Raw genomic sequence first — 16,900 nt, forward strand, 5'->3', positions numbered from 1 at the left:
GTAAGCGTATCCCACACTGCGCCGTCGCGCCACAGACCTCGTTCACAGATGGGCACGAGGCGCGCGCCGGTGGTCGAATCGGCGCTCGCGAAAAGCGTCACTTGATGGCCGCGGGCCACGAGTTCTTCTGTCAGGTAGGACACGACGCGTTCGGTCGCGCCGTAGGCGAATGGCGGCACGCTTTCGTAAAGCGGTGCGATCTGGGCAATTCTCATGGCGGACGAAAAAGTGAGGACGGTCTCTTGCGGGTTCATGGACGATCGTGGCGGTGGGCTTCAATGCAATGGATCCGCAACGAGCCGGCGACGCGCCACGTGGACAACGGCGAGCAAGCGACGTACCGATGCGCGCGGAATCGGCCGGGAGCGCAATCGAGGAGCCGGCATGCGGGTTGCTCAAATCCGGTGGACGTAACGAGCTTTCGGCCGTCATACCCACTCAACCGTTCCTATAGAGGTCATGTATGAAAAGAATGACAGTTATTGCCGCCGTATGTGCTTCTGTCGGGCTGCTTTCACCGGTCGTGAACGCGCAGACCCAAGCCGCATCCACCACTGCGGCCAACGCCTTGCCTCAGGTGGACAAGGATTTCGTTCAGGCGGCCAGCATGTCGTCGTCGACGGAAATCGATGCGGCAAAGCTCGCGACGAGCAATTCCAGCGACAAGGACGTGAAGTCGTTTGCTCACCACATGATGCTGGACCATACAAAACTGACCGTGCGGTTGAAGATGGCGGCGCCGCACGGCGTCGAGGTGCCGAAGGACAATTCGGACGCGAGCGTTCTCGATGCCTTGCGGCCGCTGAAAGGCAAGGAGTTCGATCAGGCTTATATAAAGAAGGTGGGCCTTGAAGGCCATCAATCGGCCATCGCGGCGTTCGAGAAAGAGATATCGGACGGACAGAACGCGGATCTGAAAAAAGCCGCGCAAAAGGCGCTGCCGACAATCAGGGAGCATTACAAAATGGCGCAGGACCTCGCGGCCAAAAAGGGCGTGGCCCAGTAGCCGGCTCGCGAACGCGGCGGGCCAGGTCGCAGCACAGGCGGCGACGCGCAACACCCCGGTGCGCGTCCGGGCCATAACCGGCGCGAGGCACGCGTTAGCATTTTTGCAATGCCGATGTCCGTTTCAGTTAGTGAGCGTGAGGCACCGCAATGCAGACTCTGTTGAAGACTTTGGGACGCGCGATCGGGTCGGGCAGCGTCGCTGGCAGCGTGTCTGCCGCGATTGCCGCCGCGCGTGCGCCAGGCGAAGGCGCCACGCCGTATGCTCCGCTCAATGCGGTGACACATTGTTTCTGGCCACGGCGCGCGCTGGCTGAGACCAGCTTCAGCCCACGCTATACGCTGACGGGACTCGCCATTCACCACGCTGCGGCGATGTTCTGGGGCTTGCTGTTCGAGTCGATGCTAATGCGACGACAACGCGAAGCGCGTCGCCGCCCTGCGGCGGTTGTGGCCGCTGCGGGCGCAACTGCCGCCGTGGCCTATCTGGTCGACTACCACGCCGTGCCGAAACGGCTGACGCCTGGTTTCGAGGCCCATCTTTCCAGGCGTTCGCTGTTCTACATTTACGCCGGGTTTGCCGTGGGGTTCGCCGCCGCGGCGATGTGCCGGCGCGACTGAGGGCGTCCGCGCCGGTAGTTCACCACGCGCGGCAACTGACCGCCAGCGACGCAAATCCCATCGCAGCGGCACCGTGCCGCCGCTCGTCATTGCGGCCGGATCGGCGTTCGCGAAAGCTCGCTGCCTACGAAGAAGCCACCGCATGAACTGTGCAGGACCGACGAACGCCCCCGCCACGATCTCGCACGGCGTTGCGGCGACGTCAGCGAGCAGCGCGCCGCGCGGGGTGTATCGGCTGGCCGTTGCGATCCGCGCTCGCGACGGGTGCGCGCTTTGCACACCGGGTACCGCGCTTGGTCGCCGATTGTTTTCCCGCGGCCTAGCTGTGGGCCGTCCCTTACCAGGAGCTTTATATGCCATCCGACGACACCCCTTCGACAGCGCGCCGCAGGTTGATGCAGGGAGCAGCAGCGGGAATGATGACAAGCGTGGCCGCTCATGCATTCGGACAAGCCAGCGGAGCAGAGGCGACCGGAACGGCGGGCGCTGCCGGGCTGGCCGATCCGCGCGGGCTGCACCCTAATCCGCCGTTTCCCGCCCAGCAGCAGCCATGGCCTGGCCTCGCGGGACGCATGACGCTTCGCCCGGACCACGGCGAAACCAGCTATGTCGGCACCGGCCGGTTGACTGGCCGGCACGCGCTAATCACCGGCGGCGATTCCGGCATCGGTCGCGCCCCGGCGATCGTCTATCTGCCGGCGGTAGAGCCCGACGCGCGGGAAGTCGTACAGCTCATTCGCGCGGCGGGCCGTAAAGCGGTGGCATTGCCAGGCGACATCCGGAACGAGACATTTTGCGAGGCATTGGTTGCGAACGCCGTGCAGCAGATGGGCGGACTCGACATCCTCGTCAACAATGCGGGACGCCAGCACAGTCACGACTCGATCCTCGACATCAGTACGGAAGACTTCGACTGGACTTTGCGCACCAATCTTTACGCGATGTTCTGGATCACCAAGGCGGCCATCCCGCGCATGCCGCCCGGTGCGGCGATCATCAACACGGCGTCGGTCAATGCATATGATCCGTCGGCTAACCTGCTTGACTACGCGCTGACCAAGGCAGGCATCGCAAACTTCACGAAGGGCCTCGCCAAACAGATGGTCAAACGAGGCATCCGCGTCAACGCGGTCGCGCCGGGACCCTTCTGGACCGCATTGCAGGTCAGCGGCGGGCAGACCATAAACAATCTGACCCACTTCGGCGAGCAGGTCCCGATTGGAAGGCCCGGGACAGCCCGCGGAGATCGCGCCGCTGTATGTGCAGCTGGCATCGACACAGGCAAGTTACGTGACGGGTCAGGTATTCGGCGCGTCCGGCGGCGCAGGGCAGCCATGACCCTCCGCGCTTTCCTGTCGAAGCGCCGACGTCCATGAGCGAGCTTGGCGGCAGCTTCGTGGAGCCGGTCGCAGCGGCCGATCTTTCGTTGCCGAGGGGCCTTGGGTCGGGCAGGGCGTGCCAGCTTCCGACGGAGAGGATTGCCGGTCACGCGGGCGAGAGGCCGGCGACTCTCTCCTCTGCGCTGGCCAGGTGATCCGGTGGACGGTTTTCGGCTGAGGCTATCAGCGGCGCGGTGCCAGGAGCGAAGCGGCCCCGGTTCGCAGGCCCGTGCGTGGCGCGGGCCATTCTCGTCGCAACATTGCTGGCGGCGTGCATGGCGCTTCCCGCAGTGCGCTCGACCAAAGGGCGTGCTCTCAAAAGCAGATCGGCGATGCCTTTGGTTGGAATGCTTGCGGGCATACGCTTCACGTCCTTCAGTCTGGCCCAGCAGCAACGAGCAATTTCGTGACTGGGCGACGGCTCGGCCCCGTCGGGGAGGTCGGCGACAAACACGAAGTGCCGGGTGCTCGCGCCGCGAAACTCGAACGCATACCGCAGGCTGGCTGCCAGCAGACCCGTTTCTTCTGTTAGCTCACGCAAGGCCGTACCCGCCAGAGGTTCGTCGGCCTTCGGCCGGCCGCCAGGCATTGCCCAACGCCCGCGCTCCCTGGCGACGAGCAGCAACCGTCCCTTCCTCATGCACACTACCGTGGCCCGTTGTTTCATGATCGTTCCCGGGAAATCATCGAGGGCACCGCATGGGCCGTGCCGCGACCACGCGGTTCCGATGAGGCTTCCGCGCGAATTGCGCGTAAAGACGCAATTCGGGGATGGGCTAATATTCTTCGACCCAGCCAATCGCGCGCTCTCGTGCGAGCGCCATTGCTTCATGTTCGTCGACAAACGCCAGATGGAATTCCTTCTCGTGCACGTCTTCGGCGCCACGGCCATCACCCTGCGGCCTGTAAATACGGGCGTAGCCGACGATTTCTCCGTCGATGAGGCTAGCCGATACATGGATCGTGTATCCGCGATACTGACTTTGCATGGCACGCATTCCGGGAAGTGAAACCTTCGGGTAGCAGCGATCGTGCGGCCGACGCGCCCCGACAAGCTGTCGCGAGGCGGCTGCGCGAAACTCCTTGGTTGCAGGGCATTCGCGATTACCTCCCTCACGCTGGTAACACCGGAATCGACGACATGCTGTGTGCGAAGAATGGCGTCCTGTCCCTCATCGGGCACGGCGAATGCGCAGGTGCTGACGCGAAGTACAGCCTGGAGGAATCGCCCATGCGCGTCGTTACCATAGCCGTCGCCGGCGTCATCATAAGTTCTGAGGTAAGGCCCGATTCGGAGGGTGGCTATCAATGGATCGTGCAGGTCACCGAGCGAACGGGGAATCACCGCCCGATTCTGGAGCAGAGGGGAGCGTGCGGCAGCGTTTCGCGGGGCGATGCGTTGGACATGGCCGCCTTGATGGCCCGCACAGTCGCCACCGGTCTTGCGTTGGCGAGCGCGAACCCACTACTACGCTGAACTTCGCGCCGCGCTCGGGGCGCCGCGAACGCCTGGCCACCCGCGTCCGTGCCGGTCGAGCGACAAGATGGTTCTGAAGGTGGTAATGGGACGACGAAATGCCATGCATAAGGTTGTGACGACGCCTCGCCGCCTGGAGAGCAGCACGCGGCGAATGCGATGGTTCTTGCCGATTTGTGCGCCATGTAGGCGACGAAAGGAAACAGGTATGGCTTCGGTCATGCTGGTCGACGCGAATGACAGTTGGCTAGACTCGCTTGCACTGCTCATCGCGGCCGAGGGGCATCTCGTGCGCACCGCTCACAACGGTGCCGACGCGCTGCGTTTCATCCGCGAAAGCTCGCCCGACGTTGTCGTGACGGACTGCAAGGTGCCCGTGATGGATGGCGTCGATCTGATCCGCGCGTTGCGCGCGGACCCATCGTCGGCGTCGATCCCGGTGATTCGCACGGCGAAACGCGTCCGAGGCTGCGCCTGCCGCATGTCCGTTTCATCAAAAAGCCGGTCGCAGCGACCGTTTTGCTGCGCGAGTTGCAGCGCCTCAGCCGCCGCGGCGGCCGCACGCGCGAAGCGCTGAGAGTGGTGACAGCGCGCTTTGCACATGCGCGTCGTGGAGCGTATGGCTGAGTTCACTCAGGCACGCTTCGTCCTCCGCTGGACCTTCTCGATGTCGGACCGATACCGGCGTGTTTCGCAGTGAATAGGAATCCTGATTGATGACCTTCACGCGGCCCGCGCGTACGGTCGTACGTCATGCGCAGCGAGAATGAAGAACAGCTAGTGTCGGGCTCCCCATCTCGCTGCGACAAACGTGGTCGCCCCCTGACGGAATTACGAAGCGTACACGCGAAAATTGCAAAGACCGATCCGCAAGGCCGATGCCGAAGCGGCCGTGGCGCTTGGTTTGCATCATCGGAATGCCTGGAGGCCGCTATGCGCGTCGTTCCTCTGACGCCTCGCCGACGTTGCCCAGCTCTTCGTAAGCGCACAACCGCCCGTCAGTCTTCGAACTTGGCGCGAACGTGCTCCGCGAGCACTTCAGGCCTAAACGGTTTGCGAACCACCTCCATGTCGGCCAGCGCATCGCCCGGCGCGTAGCCGGTCACCAGGATGACAGGTATTTGGCATAGCGAGCCTTGATTGCCTCGGCGACCTCGCGGCCGTCCATGCCGCCGGGTAACACCGCGTCGCTGATCAGCAGATCGAAGCGTGCGCCTGCATCGAGAAGCCGCAAGGCAGCCGGGCCGCTGCCCGCTTCGAGCACGCGGTAGCCCTGTTCACGCAACTGCTCGGCCGTCACTTCCCTCACAATCTCCTCGTCCTCGACCAGCATGATGGTTGTGCCGGTATCGAGGCCGCACGTCGAATGATCGCCCCGTTCCGCGGGGGCCGGCATGCACAGGCGCACCGTCGTGACTTTGCCCAGCACAGTGTCCGTCTGCACGATGCCGCCTGACTGCCTGACAAAGCCGTAGATCTGGCTCAGGCCGAGACCGACGCCTTGCCCTGCGGGCTGGGTCGTGAAAAACGGTTCGAAGGCCTTATCGAGTACCTCGCGTGACATGCCCACCCCGGTATCGGACACCGCGATGCAGGAATAACGTCCGGGCTGCGCATCTTCGAACGAGGAGAGCTCCGCCTCGGCCAGTGCGGCTTCGCTCGTGCTGATGGTAAGCCAGCCGCCATCCGGCAGGGCGTCGCGCGCGTTGACGCACAGATTCGGCAGCGCACTTTCCATCTGATTGGGATCGCACATGGCCAGCCGTTTGCCGTCAGCGAGCTTCAGTTCGACATTGACGCTTGCGCCGACGGCGCGGCGGGTCATGTCCTCCATACCGCGTGCGATCGTGTCGAGGCTCACGAGCCGTGGTTCGAGCGTCTGCTGCCGCCCGACCGCCAGTAGCCTGTGCATCAGCCCCGCCGCTCTCACGGCGCCCCGCTCGGCGCGCTCCAGGAGGCCGATGACCTCGGTGGGCCGGCCCTGCTGCATGCTTACGCGGATCATGTTCAGACAACCGATAATTGCCTGCAGCATGTTGTTGAAGTCGTGCGCGATGCCACCCGTGAACTGGCCGATCGCCTTCAGTTTTTCGCTATGACGCAGGCGTTCCTCCGCGCGTGAGCGCTCGCGGCTTTCGCGGTGCAGCGTGTACAGCGAAAGCCTGCAGTTCCGCAGTTCGCGCCGACACGCGCGCCTCGAGTTCCTCGCCGCTGCGTTCCAGTGCTTCGCGAACGCGCGTCTGATCCTCCGCATCGGTAGACGTGCCGAGCCAGCCGACGATCCGGCTTCGGCCCGCACCGGCGTGGCGCGGCTCTGGATCCAGCGGTAGGCATGGTCGGCAGCCCGGCCAAGCCGGTACTCGACCGCGAATTCGCCCATGGCCTCGCAGATGGCCCAAGCCGCCATGGTTGCGTGCTGGTCATCCGGATGGACGGCGTCGAGCCATCCCAGCCCTAACTGCCTTCTTCGGAAACGCCGCTATAGGCGACCCATTCCGGACTGCTCCATGTGCGTTCGCCCGAACTGCCTGAAGTGAATACCAGTTGCGGAATCTGCGTCGCAAGCGTGCGGTGGCGTTCCTCGCTCTCTCGCAGCGAGGCGGCGTGCCATCGCGTTTCTGCGGCGATGCGCAGCCGTTCGACCGCGGCGGCAAGCAGGTTGGCGTATGAGCGCAGATACTCGGTATCCGGACGCGAAAAATCGCGCGGCTCCAGGCTGTCCACCTGAAGTATTCCATAGGGGCGCCGGCCCTTTCCGCCGAGAATTACGACATATGCGCCCGGCGATGCGGGCGGAACAACCCTTGGCCGTTGACCGCGCGCGCCAGCGAATCGTCAGGCGGCGGCTGCCTGCGCGTTACCGGCCTTTTCCGCAAACTCCGAAAGCTTGAGGTCGGTCGCTTTCTCTTCGTCGTGCGTCGCCTTGAGCAGCTTCACGCCCTCGGAAAATCCGAGCTGCTTGCCTATCGCGCACAACTGCCATACGCCGCGATCTCATAGTGCTCAACCTTTTGGGCCGCAGCTACGAGACCGGCGCCCAGCACGGGGCCTTTTTCGATTTCGTCGATCAGTTCCTGACCTTCCTCGATCAGGCCTTCCATGGCAACGCACTTCATCCGTTTCAGGCGGATGCCGCAAGTTTCGACCACCTGGTCGATCCGCTCGACCTGTCCCTGCGTCTCTTCCAGATGTGTCTTGAACGCGTCGCTCAATTGCGGATTGGATGCGGCGCGGCTGGGCTTCGCCAGCGCCCTGGTGAGCTGCTCCCCGGCACTCTAGATGTCCGACAGCATATGAACGAAGAGGTCGTTGACCGTTTTACGCTGAACCATGATCGGCTCCTTGAGAGGTTGGGAGACGAAAGTCGAGCAACGCGTATGCCACGGTACGGCGACGAAGGAGATCCGATGTGGCCAGAGGCCCGTTAAGACAGGCGATGCCCGTGCGGCCCCGCTTGGAACGTCGCTTGCTACACCAACAGCACAACTTGACGGCTGCGCAGAGGAACATCCCATGGACAAGGAACGAAAGAACGAAGCGTATCCATACTCTTCGGGCGGATGGGGATCGCTGAAGGCGGTGGCGAAGATCCTCTCGCAGGAGAAGGTCGCGCTGAAAGACAGCACGGTGCTGCTGCGTCAGAACAAACCGGACGGATTCATGTGCGTCAGTTGCTCATGGGCGAAGCCGGCGGAACCGCATACCTTCGAATTCTGCGAGAGCGGCGCGAAGGCGACCGCGTGGGATACCACGGCGAAACGGGTCACGCACGATTTCTTCGACGTTCATCCGGTGAGCGAGCTTCTGACGTGGCACGACCATGATCTCGAGGAAGCCGGGCGCCTCACCGAGCCTTTGCGCTACGACGCGGCAACGGATCGCTACATGCCGGTGAGCTGGCTGCAAGCATTCGACGAGATCGGCCGCCAGCTGAACGGAATGGACCCCGATCGTGTCGTGTTCTATACGTCCGGTCGCGCGTCGCTCGAAACGTCCTATATGTTGCAGTTGTTCGCGCGAATGTACGGCACGAACAACCTGCCGGACAGTTCGAACATGTGTCACGAAAGCAGCAGCGTCGGACTGAAAGAGGCGATCGGCGTCGGTGTCGGCACCATCACGCTGGAAGACTTCGAAAAGACCGATCTGATGTTTTTCTTCGGGCAGAACGTCGGTACCAACAGCCCCCGGATGCTTCACCCTTTGCAGGACGCCCGCAAGCGCGGCGTGCCGATCATCACCTTCAATTCTCTGCGCGAGCCGGGTCTGATCAGCTTCACGAATCCGCAGTCGCCCGTGCAGATGCTCTCGCCAACCGAGACGCAGATCAGCACGCAATATCATCAGGTCAAGACAGGTGGCGACACCGCTGCGATCCTCGGCATGTGCAAGGCGGTGATCGCCGCGGACGACACCGCCCTCGCCGCAGGCCACCCGCGCGTGCTGGACGACGTGTTCATCCGCGAACACACGCACGGCTTCGAGGACTTCGCGAACTTCGCGCGCGAGGCCGACTGGGCCGATATCGAGCGGGTCAGCGGATTGACGCGCGCCGACATCGAGCGCGCGGCTGGTGAATATATCAAGGCGAACGCGGTCATCATTCACTACGGCATGGGTCTGACGCAGCATCGTATGGGCGTGCAGAATGTGCGCATGCTGTGCAATTTCCTGCTGCTGCGCGGCAATATCGGCAAGCCCGGCGCGGGGCCTTCGCCGGTGCGCGGCCATTCCAATGTGCAAGGGCAGCGCACGGTGGGCATCACGGAGAAGCCGGAACTCGCGCCGCTGGACAAGCTGGCGCAGCAGTTCTCATTCGAGCCGCCGCGCAAGAAAGGGATGAACATCGTCGAGGCGTTCGAGGCCATGGTGAAAGGAGAGGTGAGCGCGGTGCTGAACCTTGGCGGCAATCTCGTGCGCTCGGTGCCGGACCGATTGCAGACGGAGCCGGCATGGAGCCGCCTGCAGCTCACGGTCAATGTCGCGACCAAACTCAACCGGAGCCATCTCGTGCACGGCGCCACGTCTTATATCCTGCCGTGTCTGAGCCGCATCGAGATCGACCCGCAGGCCAGCGGAGACCAGGTTGTCTCGATGGAAGACAGTACCGGCTGCATGCACGGCTCCCGCGGCGTGACTGAAGCGGCCAGCACCGATGTGCGCTCGGAACCGTTCATCATCGCCGGGATCGCCAAGGCGACACTCGCGGGGCGTTCGACGGTTGACTGGGACGCATGGCGCGACGACTACAGCAGGGTGCGCGCCGCGATCGCCGAGACCTACCCCGAAATCTTTCACGATTTCGAGGCGAGGATGTGGACGCCCGGTGGCTTCCCCCGGCCATTGCCCGCGCGTGAACGCAAATGGCAGACGAAAAGCGGCAAGGCGGAATTCATGGTGCCTGAATCGCTGGGCGAGGATCCGGACATGATGGAGCGCGAGCCGGGCGCATTGCGGCTGATGACGCTGCGTGCGGATAGCCAGTTCAACACCACCATTTACAATCTCGACGACCGCTTTCGTGGCATCAAGGGCTCGCGCATGGTCATCCTGATGAATCGCGCCGACATGGAATCGCATTCGCTTCAGGAGGGTGACGAGGTGACGCTGGAAACCATCGCCGACGACGGCATCCAGCGCCGGGTCGAAGGGCTGCGCATCGTATCGTACGACATCCCGCCCGGCTGCATTGCCGGCTACTACCCGGAGTGCAATCCGCTGCTACCGCTCTGGCATTACGCGAAGGAAAGCAAGGTGCCGGGCGCGAAGTCGATCCCGGTTCGCATTGTCGAGCGGCATTCCTAGCGTCGGTGCCTGCGCACAGTGCTACAGGTTTCAACACTCGAACGCTCACCTACGACAATGATCGACGTTGGAGTTGACAGTGGTGCGACTGGCCGGTGTCGCGTCGCCGCTGCGCGGACCGGCAGGAAGCGGGCGAGCCGTCTCGCCGCCGGCGCGCTCTGGGCCATGTCGCTCGTGGCGCAGGCCGTCGCGCAGCCGCAGCAAAGCGCGTTGCAGCCGGCGGGCGTCCAGGCGGCGCACATCGCGAGGCTGTGGAATCTCTCGCTGATCGTGTGCGGGATCGTCTTTGCGCTCGTGCTGCTGGCGACCCTCGTCGCGCTGGTGCGCAACACGCGCGGCGCTGGCGCGCAAGCGCCGGCGACTCGCGCGCCCGACCTGAGCTCGCTCAGGCAACCCGAACATCGCACGCGGCGCGTCGTGATCGGTGCAAGCGCGCTGTCAGTCGTCGTCCTCGTGGGACTGATCGTCGCCGACGTGCTGACGGATCGGGCGCTGTCGAAGCTACCGGTGGACGATCCCGTGCGCATCGACATGGCCGGCGCGCAATGGTGGTGGCAGGCGTCGTATCGCCCGCGAGGCGGGCAGCCCGGTTTCGTCACCGCAAATGAATTGCACGTGCCGGTTGGTCGCCCGGTCATCGTGTCGCTGCAAGCGGCCGATGTGATCCACAGCTTCTGGGTGCCCAACCTGCACGGCAAGAAGGACATGCTGCCGGGCATCGACACGACGATCGAGTTCCGGGCGGACCGGGCGGGCACTTATCGCGGGCAATGCGCCGAATATTGCGGCGCGGAACATGCGTTGATGGCGATGCTCGTCGTCGCGGAGCCGCCTGAGCGTTACGCGGCCTGGGTCGCGCAACAGGCGCAGCCCGCGGCGCAGAGCACCGACCCCATCGCGCTACATGGCCGTGATGTGTTCGAGCGCGCCAGTTGCGCGAATTGCCACACGGTGCGCGGCACGTCGGCGAAGGGTACCCCCGGCCCCGACCTCACGCATCTGATGAGCCGGGAGACGATCGCCGCCGGCGTGCTCGCCAACACTCCTCCAAACCTCGCTGCGTGGATACGCAATCCGAATGCGCTGAAGCCCGGCACGACGATGCCGGCAGTGCCGCTTTCGGACGCTGATCGCCTCGCGCTCGTCCGATGGCTCACCACACTGCAATGAGCACGACCGAACCGCTACTCGGCGCCGAAGCCCTCGGGCAAATCAAGGACGGACCGGATGCCGACGCCGGTACGCTGGCCGCGCTCGCGCACACATGGGAAGATCGCCGGGGCGTGATCGGCTGGTTAGGCGCGATCGATCACAAAAGCATCGCGCGCCGCTTCATGGTCACGACGTTCGTGTTCTTTCTGCTGGCAGGACTCATGGCCCTTGTGATGCGCACCCAGCTCGCGCGTCCCACGAGTCATGTGGTCGGCCCCGACATGTACGACCAGCTCTTCACGATCCATGGCACCGCGATGATGTTCCTGTTCGCCGTCCCCGTGATGCAGGCGGTTGCAATGTACCTGATTCCTTTGCTGATCGGCGCACGCAGCGTCGCCTTTCCGCGCATGAACGCGTACGCGTACTGGGTCTTCCTGTTCGGCGGTTTGACGCTCTTTATCGCCTTCGTGCTGGGCGCGGGTCCGCGTTCCGGCTGGTTCAGCTACGTGCCGCTTGCCGGCCCCGACTACGCGACCGGCAAAAGCAGCGATATCTGGGCGCAGATGATCACGTTCACCGAACTCTCCGCGCTGCTCGTCGCGGTCGTATTGATCACGACGATCCTCAAGATGCGCGCGCCGGGCATGTCGTTGAACCGGATGCCGCTGTTCGCATGGGCCACGCTCGTCACGCAGTTCATGGTGCTCTTCGCGATGCCCGCGGTCATGCTGGCGAGCACCGCGCTGATCCTCGATCGCCTCGTGGGTACGCAGTTCTATAACCCGTCGCTCGGCGGCGACGTGCTGTTATGGCAGCACCTGTTCTGGTTTTTCGGCCATCCCGAGGTCTATCTGATCTTCATCCCGGCGCTCGGTTTCATGTCGTCGATCATCGAGACGTTCTCGCGACGGCCGATTTTCGGCTACTCGGCGATGGTGCTCGCGCTGATCGCTACCGCGTTTCTCGCGTTCGGCCTATGGGTGCACCACATGTTCGCGACGGCGGTTCCCGATCTCGGCAAATCGTTCTTCACGGCGGCGAGCGTGATGATCGCGGTGCCGTCCGGCATCCAGATCTATTGCTGGCTGGCGACGCTGCTCACCGGTCGCCTTAGCCTGAAGCCGCCGCTGCTGTTCGTGCTCGCGTTCTTCTTCATCCTCGTGCTCGGTGGCATGACGGGCATCATGCTCGGCTCCGTACCGCTCGACCTGCAGGTGCACGACACCTATTTCGTCGTCGCACATCTGCACTACGTGCTGCTCGGCGGCGCGGTGTTTCCGCTCTTTGGCGCCTTCCACTACTGGTTTCCCAAGTTCACCGGACGCATGCTGGGCGAACGCCTCGCGCGTTGGCAATTCTGGCTTTTCTTCGTCGGCTTCAACGTTACCTTCTTTCCGATGCATCTGCTCGGTCTGCAAGGGATGCCGCGGCGCGTGTGGACCTATCCCGCCGGCATGGGCTGGGACGGCATGAACCTGGTCGCGACGCTGGGTGCGTACATGATCGGCGTGAGCGTGCTGCTGTTCATCGTCAACGTGATAGGGAGCCTGCGGCGCGGCGCGCGGGCCGACGCAAACCCGTGGGGCGCGGGCACGCTCGAATGGAGCGTGCCGAGCGCGCCGCCGCCGCATAACTTCGACGTGCTGCCGGTCGTGCACGGCCGCGCGCCGTTGTGGGAGCCGCGGCGCGCGCCGCATGCGGTGGCGGGCCTCGCCGCGCATGCGCGCGAGGTGCTGACGACGAGCGCCCTCGACGCGCAGCCGGACACGCGCCCGCTGTTTCCCGGACCGTCGATCTGGCCGTTCCTCAGTGCCGTCGCGACCACGATCTTTTTCATCGGTTCGATCTTCACGCCGTCGGCGGTGTGGTGGGGTACCGTGCCGGTCGCCGTGGCGATGATCGCCTGGTTCTGGCCGGGACGGCGCGAGAACCGTGTCGCGCGCGCGCTCGAGCGCTGGCCGGATTCGAGTGCCGCGCAAAAAGCGGTGCGCCGTCCACACGGGAACCCAACGTCGCGTGAAGTGGCCGGCCCTGGCGCCGGGCCGCTAGCCGAAGTGCTGGACGTGCGCGCGTTGCCCAGTTTCGGTTTCGGTCATCGCAGCCTGATGTGGTGGGCGACGGCGGGCTTGATGCTGATCGAGGGAACCCTGTTCGCGATGGCCGTCGGGATGTACTTCTACCTGCGCGCGGTGAACGCGGCGTGGCCCATGCACGCGCCACCGCCGTCGCTCGTGTGGGGTTCGCTCAATACGGCGGTGCTGCTCGCGAGCCTGTGGCCGAACCAGCTGGCGAAGCGCGCGGCAGAACGCGGTGAACGCGAACGGGCGCGTCTGTGGCTTGCAGTCTGCCTCGCGTTCGCGTTTGCGTTCCTCGTGGTGCGCGGCGTTGAATTCGGCGCGCTCAACGTGATGTGGTACGCGAATTCATACGGTTCGATCGTCTGGCTGCTGCTCGGTCTGCATACGACGCACCTGATTACCGATACCGTCGATACGGCCGTGCTCGCAACGCTGCTCTACACCGGGCCGTTCGAGAAAAAACGCCTGCTCGACACAAGCGAGAACGCGGTCTACTGGTATTTCGTGGTACTCAGCTGGCTGCCGATGTATGCGGTCATCTACCTCGTCCCGCGGATGCATCCATGAAGCGTACCGGTATCTCGATCTGGCTCGGTCTACTGGCGGCCCCGGCGGTGGTGCTCGGCGCCCAGAGCCTCAACTATGCGCTCGTGCAGCTCGCCTGCGCGTCCGGCCAGCACGCCGCGCTCGACGCGGTGAGCGCGGTCGCGTTCATGTTCTCCGTCATCGCGGCGTGGGTCGCATACCGGTGTTGGCGCGGCACGGCTGGGCGGTTCGACGGCAGCTACGCACCCCGCGATGCGCGTCAGCCGTTTCTCGCCTTGATGGCCATGCTCACCGCCGCTTTGTGTGCGCTTATCCAGTTGACGATGTGGTTCCCGCAATGGCTCCTTTCACCCTGTCGATGAGCGCGCGGCCTCGCGCAAGCCGCCGCTTCGCCGCCCACGCCCGCGAGCGGCGGATCGCGTACGCGCATGCAGGCGCCGCTCTGGCACTGGCCCACGCGCCGCTCGCGTGCGCGCACGTGCTCACCGACGGCGAACGCGGCGCGCCCACATTCGGCTGGTCGTTCGACGGCTGGGTGGTCGCGTTGATGCTGGCGAGCGCGCTCGCGTATGCGAGCGGTCACGTGCGGCTGCGCCGACGCGGTACGCGGCACAGTCGCGCGACTCGCGCGTGGCATGCGACTGCGTTTGCGGGCGGCATGGCCGCGCTCGTGTTCGCATTGTGCTCGCCACTCGATACCCTGGCGGCGGCTCTGTTCTCCGCGCACATGGTCCAGCACGAAACGATGATGCTGATCGCCGCGCCGCTCCTCGTGGTGGCGCGCCCGTTGGGCGTATGGATCTGGGCGCTGCCTCGCGGCGCGCGCCGACGCGTGGGCCGCGCGGTGCGTGCGCGCGCATTCGCGCGCGTGTGGCGGGGGCTGACCGCGCCGCTTGCCGGCTGGATCCTGCACGCGGCCGCACTCTGGGGCTGGCATGCGCCGGCGATGTTCGAAGCGGCGCTGGCGCATTCGTGGATGCACACGCTGCAGCACGCGAGTTTCCTACTGACCGCGCTGATTTTCTGGTGGACCGTGTTCGGCGACGGTGCGTCGCGTCAGTCGGGCGGTCACGCGATGCTGTCCGTATTCACGACGATGGTCCATACGAGCGCGCTCGGCGCATTGATTTCGCTCGCGCCGGGTCTGTGGTATCCGTCGTATGTCGAACCGACGAACGCGCTGGGCATCGATCCGCTACACGATCAGCAGGCCGGCGGACTCATCATGTGGGTGCCGGCTGCGATCATGTACCTCGTCGGCGGCCTGGCGATCGCGGCGCGCTGGTTGAAGGGCCCGGTGCCAGCGGGACTCGGCAGTGAACCCGCAGCGGCATTGCGGCAGGACGTTGCGCGATGAAGCCACGCACGCCACGCGCATTGACCGGCGGGCGTCGTCATGTCGCGCTTGCCGCGTGCGCGATCGCACTCGCGATCGCCGTTGCAGGCATTGCAATGCGCGAAGTGCGCGGTGAAGATGCGTCGGCGTCGGCGTCGTCGGACGCCGTCTCCGCGTTGCCGTCCGCAGGCGCTTCGGCACGGCCCGCCGCGCGTCGACCGGATGCCGGGACGCTCGCGCGCGGCGAGTACATCGCGAAAGCCGGCGATTGTGCCGGTTGCCACACGGCGGCGCAAGGCGGCGCGCCATATGCGGGTGGTCTCGGCCTTGCTTCGCCGTTCGGCACCATTGTGTCGACCAACATCACGCCCGATCCGCGCTACGGGATCGGTCAGTACACCTACGACGACTTCGCGCGTGCGCTGCGCAAAGGTGTCACGCGTGACGGCAAGCGGCTCTACCCGGCAATGCCGTACAACGCATTCGCGAAGATCGACGACGCAGACATGCACGCGCTATACATGTACATGATGCACGGTGTCGTTCCGGTCGCGAAGCCGAACGCGAAATCGGACGTCGCATTTCCGTTCAACCAGCGCTGGGCGCTGCGGTTCTGGCAAATGGCGTTCGTGCCGCGCGAGCCGTATCGGCCGCGTGCCGACCGCGACGCGCAGTGGAATCGCGGCGCCTACCTCGTGCAGTCGGTCGGCCATTGTGGAAGCTGCCATACGCCGCGCGGCGTCGCATACGAGGAGAAGGGCACGGACGAAGCGTCGTCGAACTTCCTCACCGGCGGCGTCAACGATCACTGGTTCGCGTCGAATCTTACCGGCGATCCGGGCTCGGGTCTCGGCCGCTGGCGCGCGCCGGAAATCGCCGCATTCCTGAAGACGGGGCGTGGTGGCGGCAACGTCGCCTATGGCAGCATGGTCGAGCAGATCGAGGACAGCACGCAGTACCTGAGCGACGACGACCTGCTCGCGATCGGCCGCTATCTGAAGTCGCTGCCGCCGCGCAGTCCGTCGGGAACCTATGCGCCACAAGACGACGTCGCGCGAAAGCCGCTCAACGGCAGCCGCGTTCCCGATGCGTTGTCCGTGGGCTACAACGTCTACCGCTCGTTCTGTGCGCAATGCCACGGCGACGAGGGTAGAGGCGTACCGAACGTGTTTCCCGCGCTCGCGGGTAATTCGTCGGTGCTCGCCGAAGATACGACGTCGCTGATCCGGCTGATGGTGGAAGGCGGCAATAGCCCGTCGACGCTCACCGGACCGCCGCGACAGCAGATGCCGCGCTTCGCCGACACGCTCGCCGATGTCGAAATCGGCCAGGTGCTCACCTACATCCGCAGCGCGTGGGGCAACAACGCACAGCCGATCACGGCAAACGACGTGAGTTCGCTACGGCAGAAGCTGCACAAATAGCGCTGCGTCTTCATTGCGATGGTCGGGTGAAAAGCGCCGCGACCTTCGCTCGTTCTTGCCTGCCGGGCGGGGCT

13 protein-coding genes and 3 pseudogenes are annotated in these 16,900 nt (G+C 64.7%); 10 read left to right on the forward strand and 6 right to left on the reverse strand.

What is annotated here, in order from left to right; translation table 11 throughout:
* Positions 1 to 215, reverse strand: a pseudogene (locus P0D73_RS41870) (glycosyltransferase family 4 protein); the annotation flags it as partial.
* A gap of 248 nt (positions 216 to 463) precedes the next feature.
* Here P0D73_RS41870 and P0D73_RS41875 point away from each other — a divergent pair.
* From P0D73_RS41875 to P0D73_RS41885, 3 genes and pseudogenes are all read left to right on the forward strand, one after another.
* Complete coding sequence (locus P0D73_RS41875; RefSeq protein WP_408435678.1) at positions 464 to 1,006, forward strand: DUF4142 domain-containing protein; 543 nt, start codon at positions 464 to 466, stop codon at positions 1,004 to 1,006.
* Positions 1,007 to 1,155: 149 nt separating this feature from the next.
* Positions 1,156 to 1,626 carry a hypothetical protein gene (locus tag P0D73_RS41880; RefSeq protein ID WP_408435680.1) on the forward strand — a complete coding sequence of 157 codons (471 nt, stop codon included), beginning with the start codon at positions 1,156 to 1,158 and terminating at the stop codon, positions 1,624 to 1,626.
* 353 nt (positions 1,627 to 1,979) lie between these two features.
* A pseudogene (locus P0D73_RS41885) lies at positions 1,980 to 2,964 on the forward strand (SDR family oxidoreductase).
* Positions 2,965 to 3,111: 147 nt separating this feature from the next.
* Here the strand turns inward: P0D73_RS41885 and P0D73_RS41890 are convergent.
* Together P0D73_RS41890 and P0D73_RS41895 are read right to left on the reverse strand one after the other, a co-directional pair.
* Positions 3,112 to 3,672: an NUDIX hydrolase gene (locus P0D73_RS41890; protein WP_408435682.1), complete on the reverse strand. Its 561-nt coding sequence runs from the start codon at positions 3,670 to 3,672 to the stop codon at positions 3,112 to 3,114.
* A gap of 109 nt (positions 3,673 to 3,781) precedes the next feature.
* Positions 3,782 to 3,994, reverse strand: a complete 213-nt coding sequence (locus tag P0D73_RS41895) for a hypothetical protein (RefSeq protein ID WP_408435684.1) — start codon at positions 3,992 to 3,994, stop codon at positions 3,782 to 3,784.
* A gap of 696 nt (positions 3,995 to 4,690) precedes the next feature.
* Between P0D73_RS41895 and P0D73_RS41900 the strand changes: the two genes are divergently transcribed.
* Entirely contained in the window at positions 4,691 to 5,059 is a 369-nt protein-coding gene (locus P0D73_RS41900) for a response regulator (protein ID WP_408435686.1), read from the forward strand.
* Between the two features lie 525 nt (positions 5,060 to 5,584).
* On the opposite strand, the gene P0D73_RS41905 is transcribed toward P0D73_RS41900, so the two are convergent.
* The 3 genes and pseudogenes from P0D73_RS41905 to P0D73_RS41915 all read right to left on the reverse strand — a co-directional run bounded on the left by P0D73_RS41905 (position 5,585) and on the right by P0D73_RS41915 (position 7,814).
* Complete coding sequence (locus P0D73_RS41905; protein WP_408435688.1) at positions 5,585 to 6,889, reverse strand: ATP-binding protein; 1,305 nt, start codon at positions 6,887 to 6,889, stop codon at positions 5,585 to 5,587.
* 47 nt (positions 6,890 to 6,936) lie between these two features.
* Positions 6,937 to 7,206 carry a hypothetical protein gene (locus P0D73_RS41910; RefSeq protein WP_408435690.1) on the reverse strand — a complete coding sequence of 90 codons (270 nt, stop codon included), beginning with the start codon at positions 7,204 to 7,206 and terminating at the stop codon, positions 6,937 to 6,939.
* 111 nt (positions 7,207 to 7,317) lie between these two features.
* A pseudogene (locus P0D73_RS41915) lies at positions 7,318 to 7,814 on the reverse strand (YciE/YciF ferroxidase family protein).
* 181 nt (positions 7,815 to 7,995) lie between these two features.
* Here P0D73_RS41915 and P0D73_RS41920 point away from each other — a divergent pair.
* The 6 genes from P0D73_RS41920 to P0D73_RS41945 all read left to right on the forward strand — a co-directional run bounded on the left by P0D73_RS41920 (position 7,996) and on the right by P0D73_RS41945 (position 16,826).
* On the forward strand, positions 7,996 to 10,287 hold the full coding sequence (locus P0D73_RS41920) for an FdhF/YdeP family oxidoreductase (protein WP_408435692.1): 2,292 nt from the start codon (positions 7,996 to 7,998) through the stop codon (positions 10,285 to 10,287).
* A 165-nt stretch (positions 10,288 to 10,452) separates the two neighbouring features.
* Positions 10,453 to 11,457, forward strand: coding sequence for a cytochrome c oxidase subunit II (gene coxB / locus P0D73_RS41925; RefSeq protein ID WP_408435694.1), 1,005 nt, complete (start codon positions 10,453 to 10,455; stop codon positions 11,455 to 11,457).
* Positions 11,454 to 14,087 carry a cytochrome c oxidase subunit I gene (gene ctaD, locus P0D73_RS41930; protein WP_408435696.1) on the forward strand — a complete coding sequence of 878 codons (2,634 nt, stop codon included), beginning with the start codon at positions 11,454 to 11,456 and terminating at the stop codon, positions 14,085 to 14,087. The genes coxB and ctaD overlap by 4 nt, the downstream gene beginning before the upstream one ends.
* A complete protein-coding gene (locus P0D73_RS41935; protein ID WP_408435698.1) occupies positions 14,084 to 14,428 on the forward strand; it encodes a hypothetical protein in 345 nt (114 codons plus the stop codon). Before ctaD ends, P0D73_RS41935 begins: the two co-directional genes overlap by 4 nt.
* Positions 14,404 to 15,423 carry a cytochrome c oxidase assembly protein gene (locus P0D73_RS41940; RefSeq protein ID WP_408435700.1) on the forward strand — a complete coding sequence of 340 codons (1,020 nt, stop codon included), beginning with the start codon at positions 14,404 to 14,406 and terminating at the stop codon, positions 15,421 to 15,423. Before P0D73_RS41935 ends, P0D73_RS41940 begins: the two co-directional genes overlap by 25 nt.
* Positions 15,420 to 16,826 carry a c-type cytochrome gene (locus P0D73_RS41945; protein ID WP_408435702.1) on the forward strand — a complete coding sequence of 469 codons (1,407 nt, stop codon included), beginning with the start codon at positions 15,420 to 15,422 and terminating at the stop codon, positions 16,824 to 16,826. Before P0D73_RS41940 ends, P0D73_RS41945 begins: the two co-directional genes overlap by 4 nt.
* The last annotated feature ends 74 nt before the right edge of the window (positions 16,827 to 16,900 follow it).

The sequence above is a fragment of the Paraburkholderia sp. RL18-101-BIB-B genome, from assembly GCF_046026985.1.
Lineage (GTDB): Bacteria > Pseudomonadota > Gammaproteobacteria > Burkholderiales > Burkholderiaceae > Paraburkholderia.

What these genes read in the sequence shown, in the direction of transcription:
- P0D73_RS41880 (WP_408435680.1), top strand. Translation starts at nt 1,156, where the DNA reads ATGCAGACTCTGTTGAAGACTTTGGGACGCGCGATCGGGTCGGGCAGC.
- P0D73_RS41875 (WP_408435678.1), top strand. Translation starts at nt 464, where the DNA reads ATGAAAAGAATGACAGTTATTGCCGCCGTATGTGCTTCTGTCGGGCTG.
- P0D73_RS41940 (WP_408435700.1), top strand. Translation starts at nt 14,404, where the DNA reads ATGGCTCCTTTCACCCTGTCGATGAGCGCGCGGCCTCGCGCAAGCCGC.
- P0D73_RS41935 (WP_408435698.1), top strand. Translation starts at nt 14,084, where the DNA reads ATGAAGCGTACCGGTATCTCGATCTGGCTCGGTCTACTGGCGGCCCCG.
- P0D73_RS41895 (WP_408435684.1), bottom strand. Translation starts at nt 3,994, where the DNA reads ATGCAAAGTCAGTATCGCGGATACACGATCCATGTATCGGCTAGCCTC.
- coxB (WP_408435694.1), top strand. Translation starts at nt 10,453, where the DNA reads ATGTCGCTCGTGGCGCAGGCCGTCGCGCAGCCGCAGCAAAGCGCGTTG.
- P0D73_RS41900 (WP_408435686.1), top strand. Translation starts at nt 4,691, where the DNA reads ATGGCTTCGGTCATGCTGGTCGACGCGAATGACAGTTGGCTAGACTCG.
- P0D73_RS41905 (WP_408435688.1), bottom strand. Translation starts at nt 6,889, where the DNA reads ATGGCGGCTTGGGCCATCTGCGAGGCCATGGGCGAATTCGCGGTCGAG.
- P0D73_RS41945 (WP_408435702.1), top strand. Translation starts at nt 15,420, where the DNA reads ATGAAGCCACGCACGCCACGCGCATTGACCGGCGGGCGTCGTCATGTC.
- P0D73_RS41920 (WP_408435692.1), top strand. Translation starts at nt 7,996, where the DNA reads ATGGACAAGGAACGAAAGAACGAAGCGTATCCATACTCTTCGGGCGGA.
- P0D73_RS41890 (WP_408435682.1), bottom strand. Translation starts at nt 3,672, where the DNA reads ATGAAACAACGGGCCACGGTAGTGTGCATGAGGAAGGGACGGTTGCTG.
- ctaD (WP_408435696.1), top strand. Translation starts at nt 11,454, where the DNA reads ATGAGCACGACCGAACCGCTACTCGGCGCCGAAGCCCTCGGGCAAATC.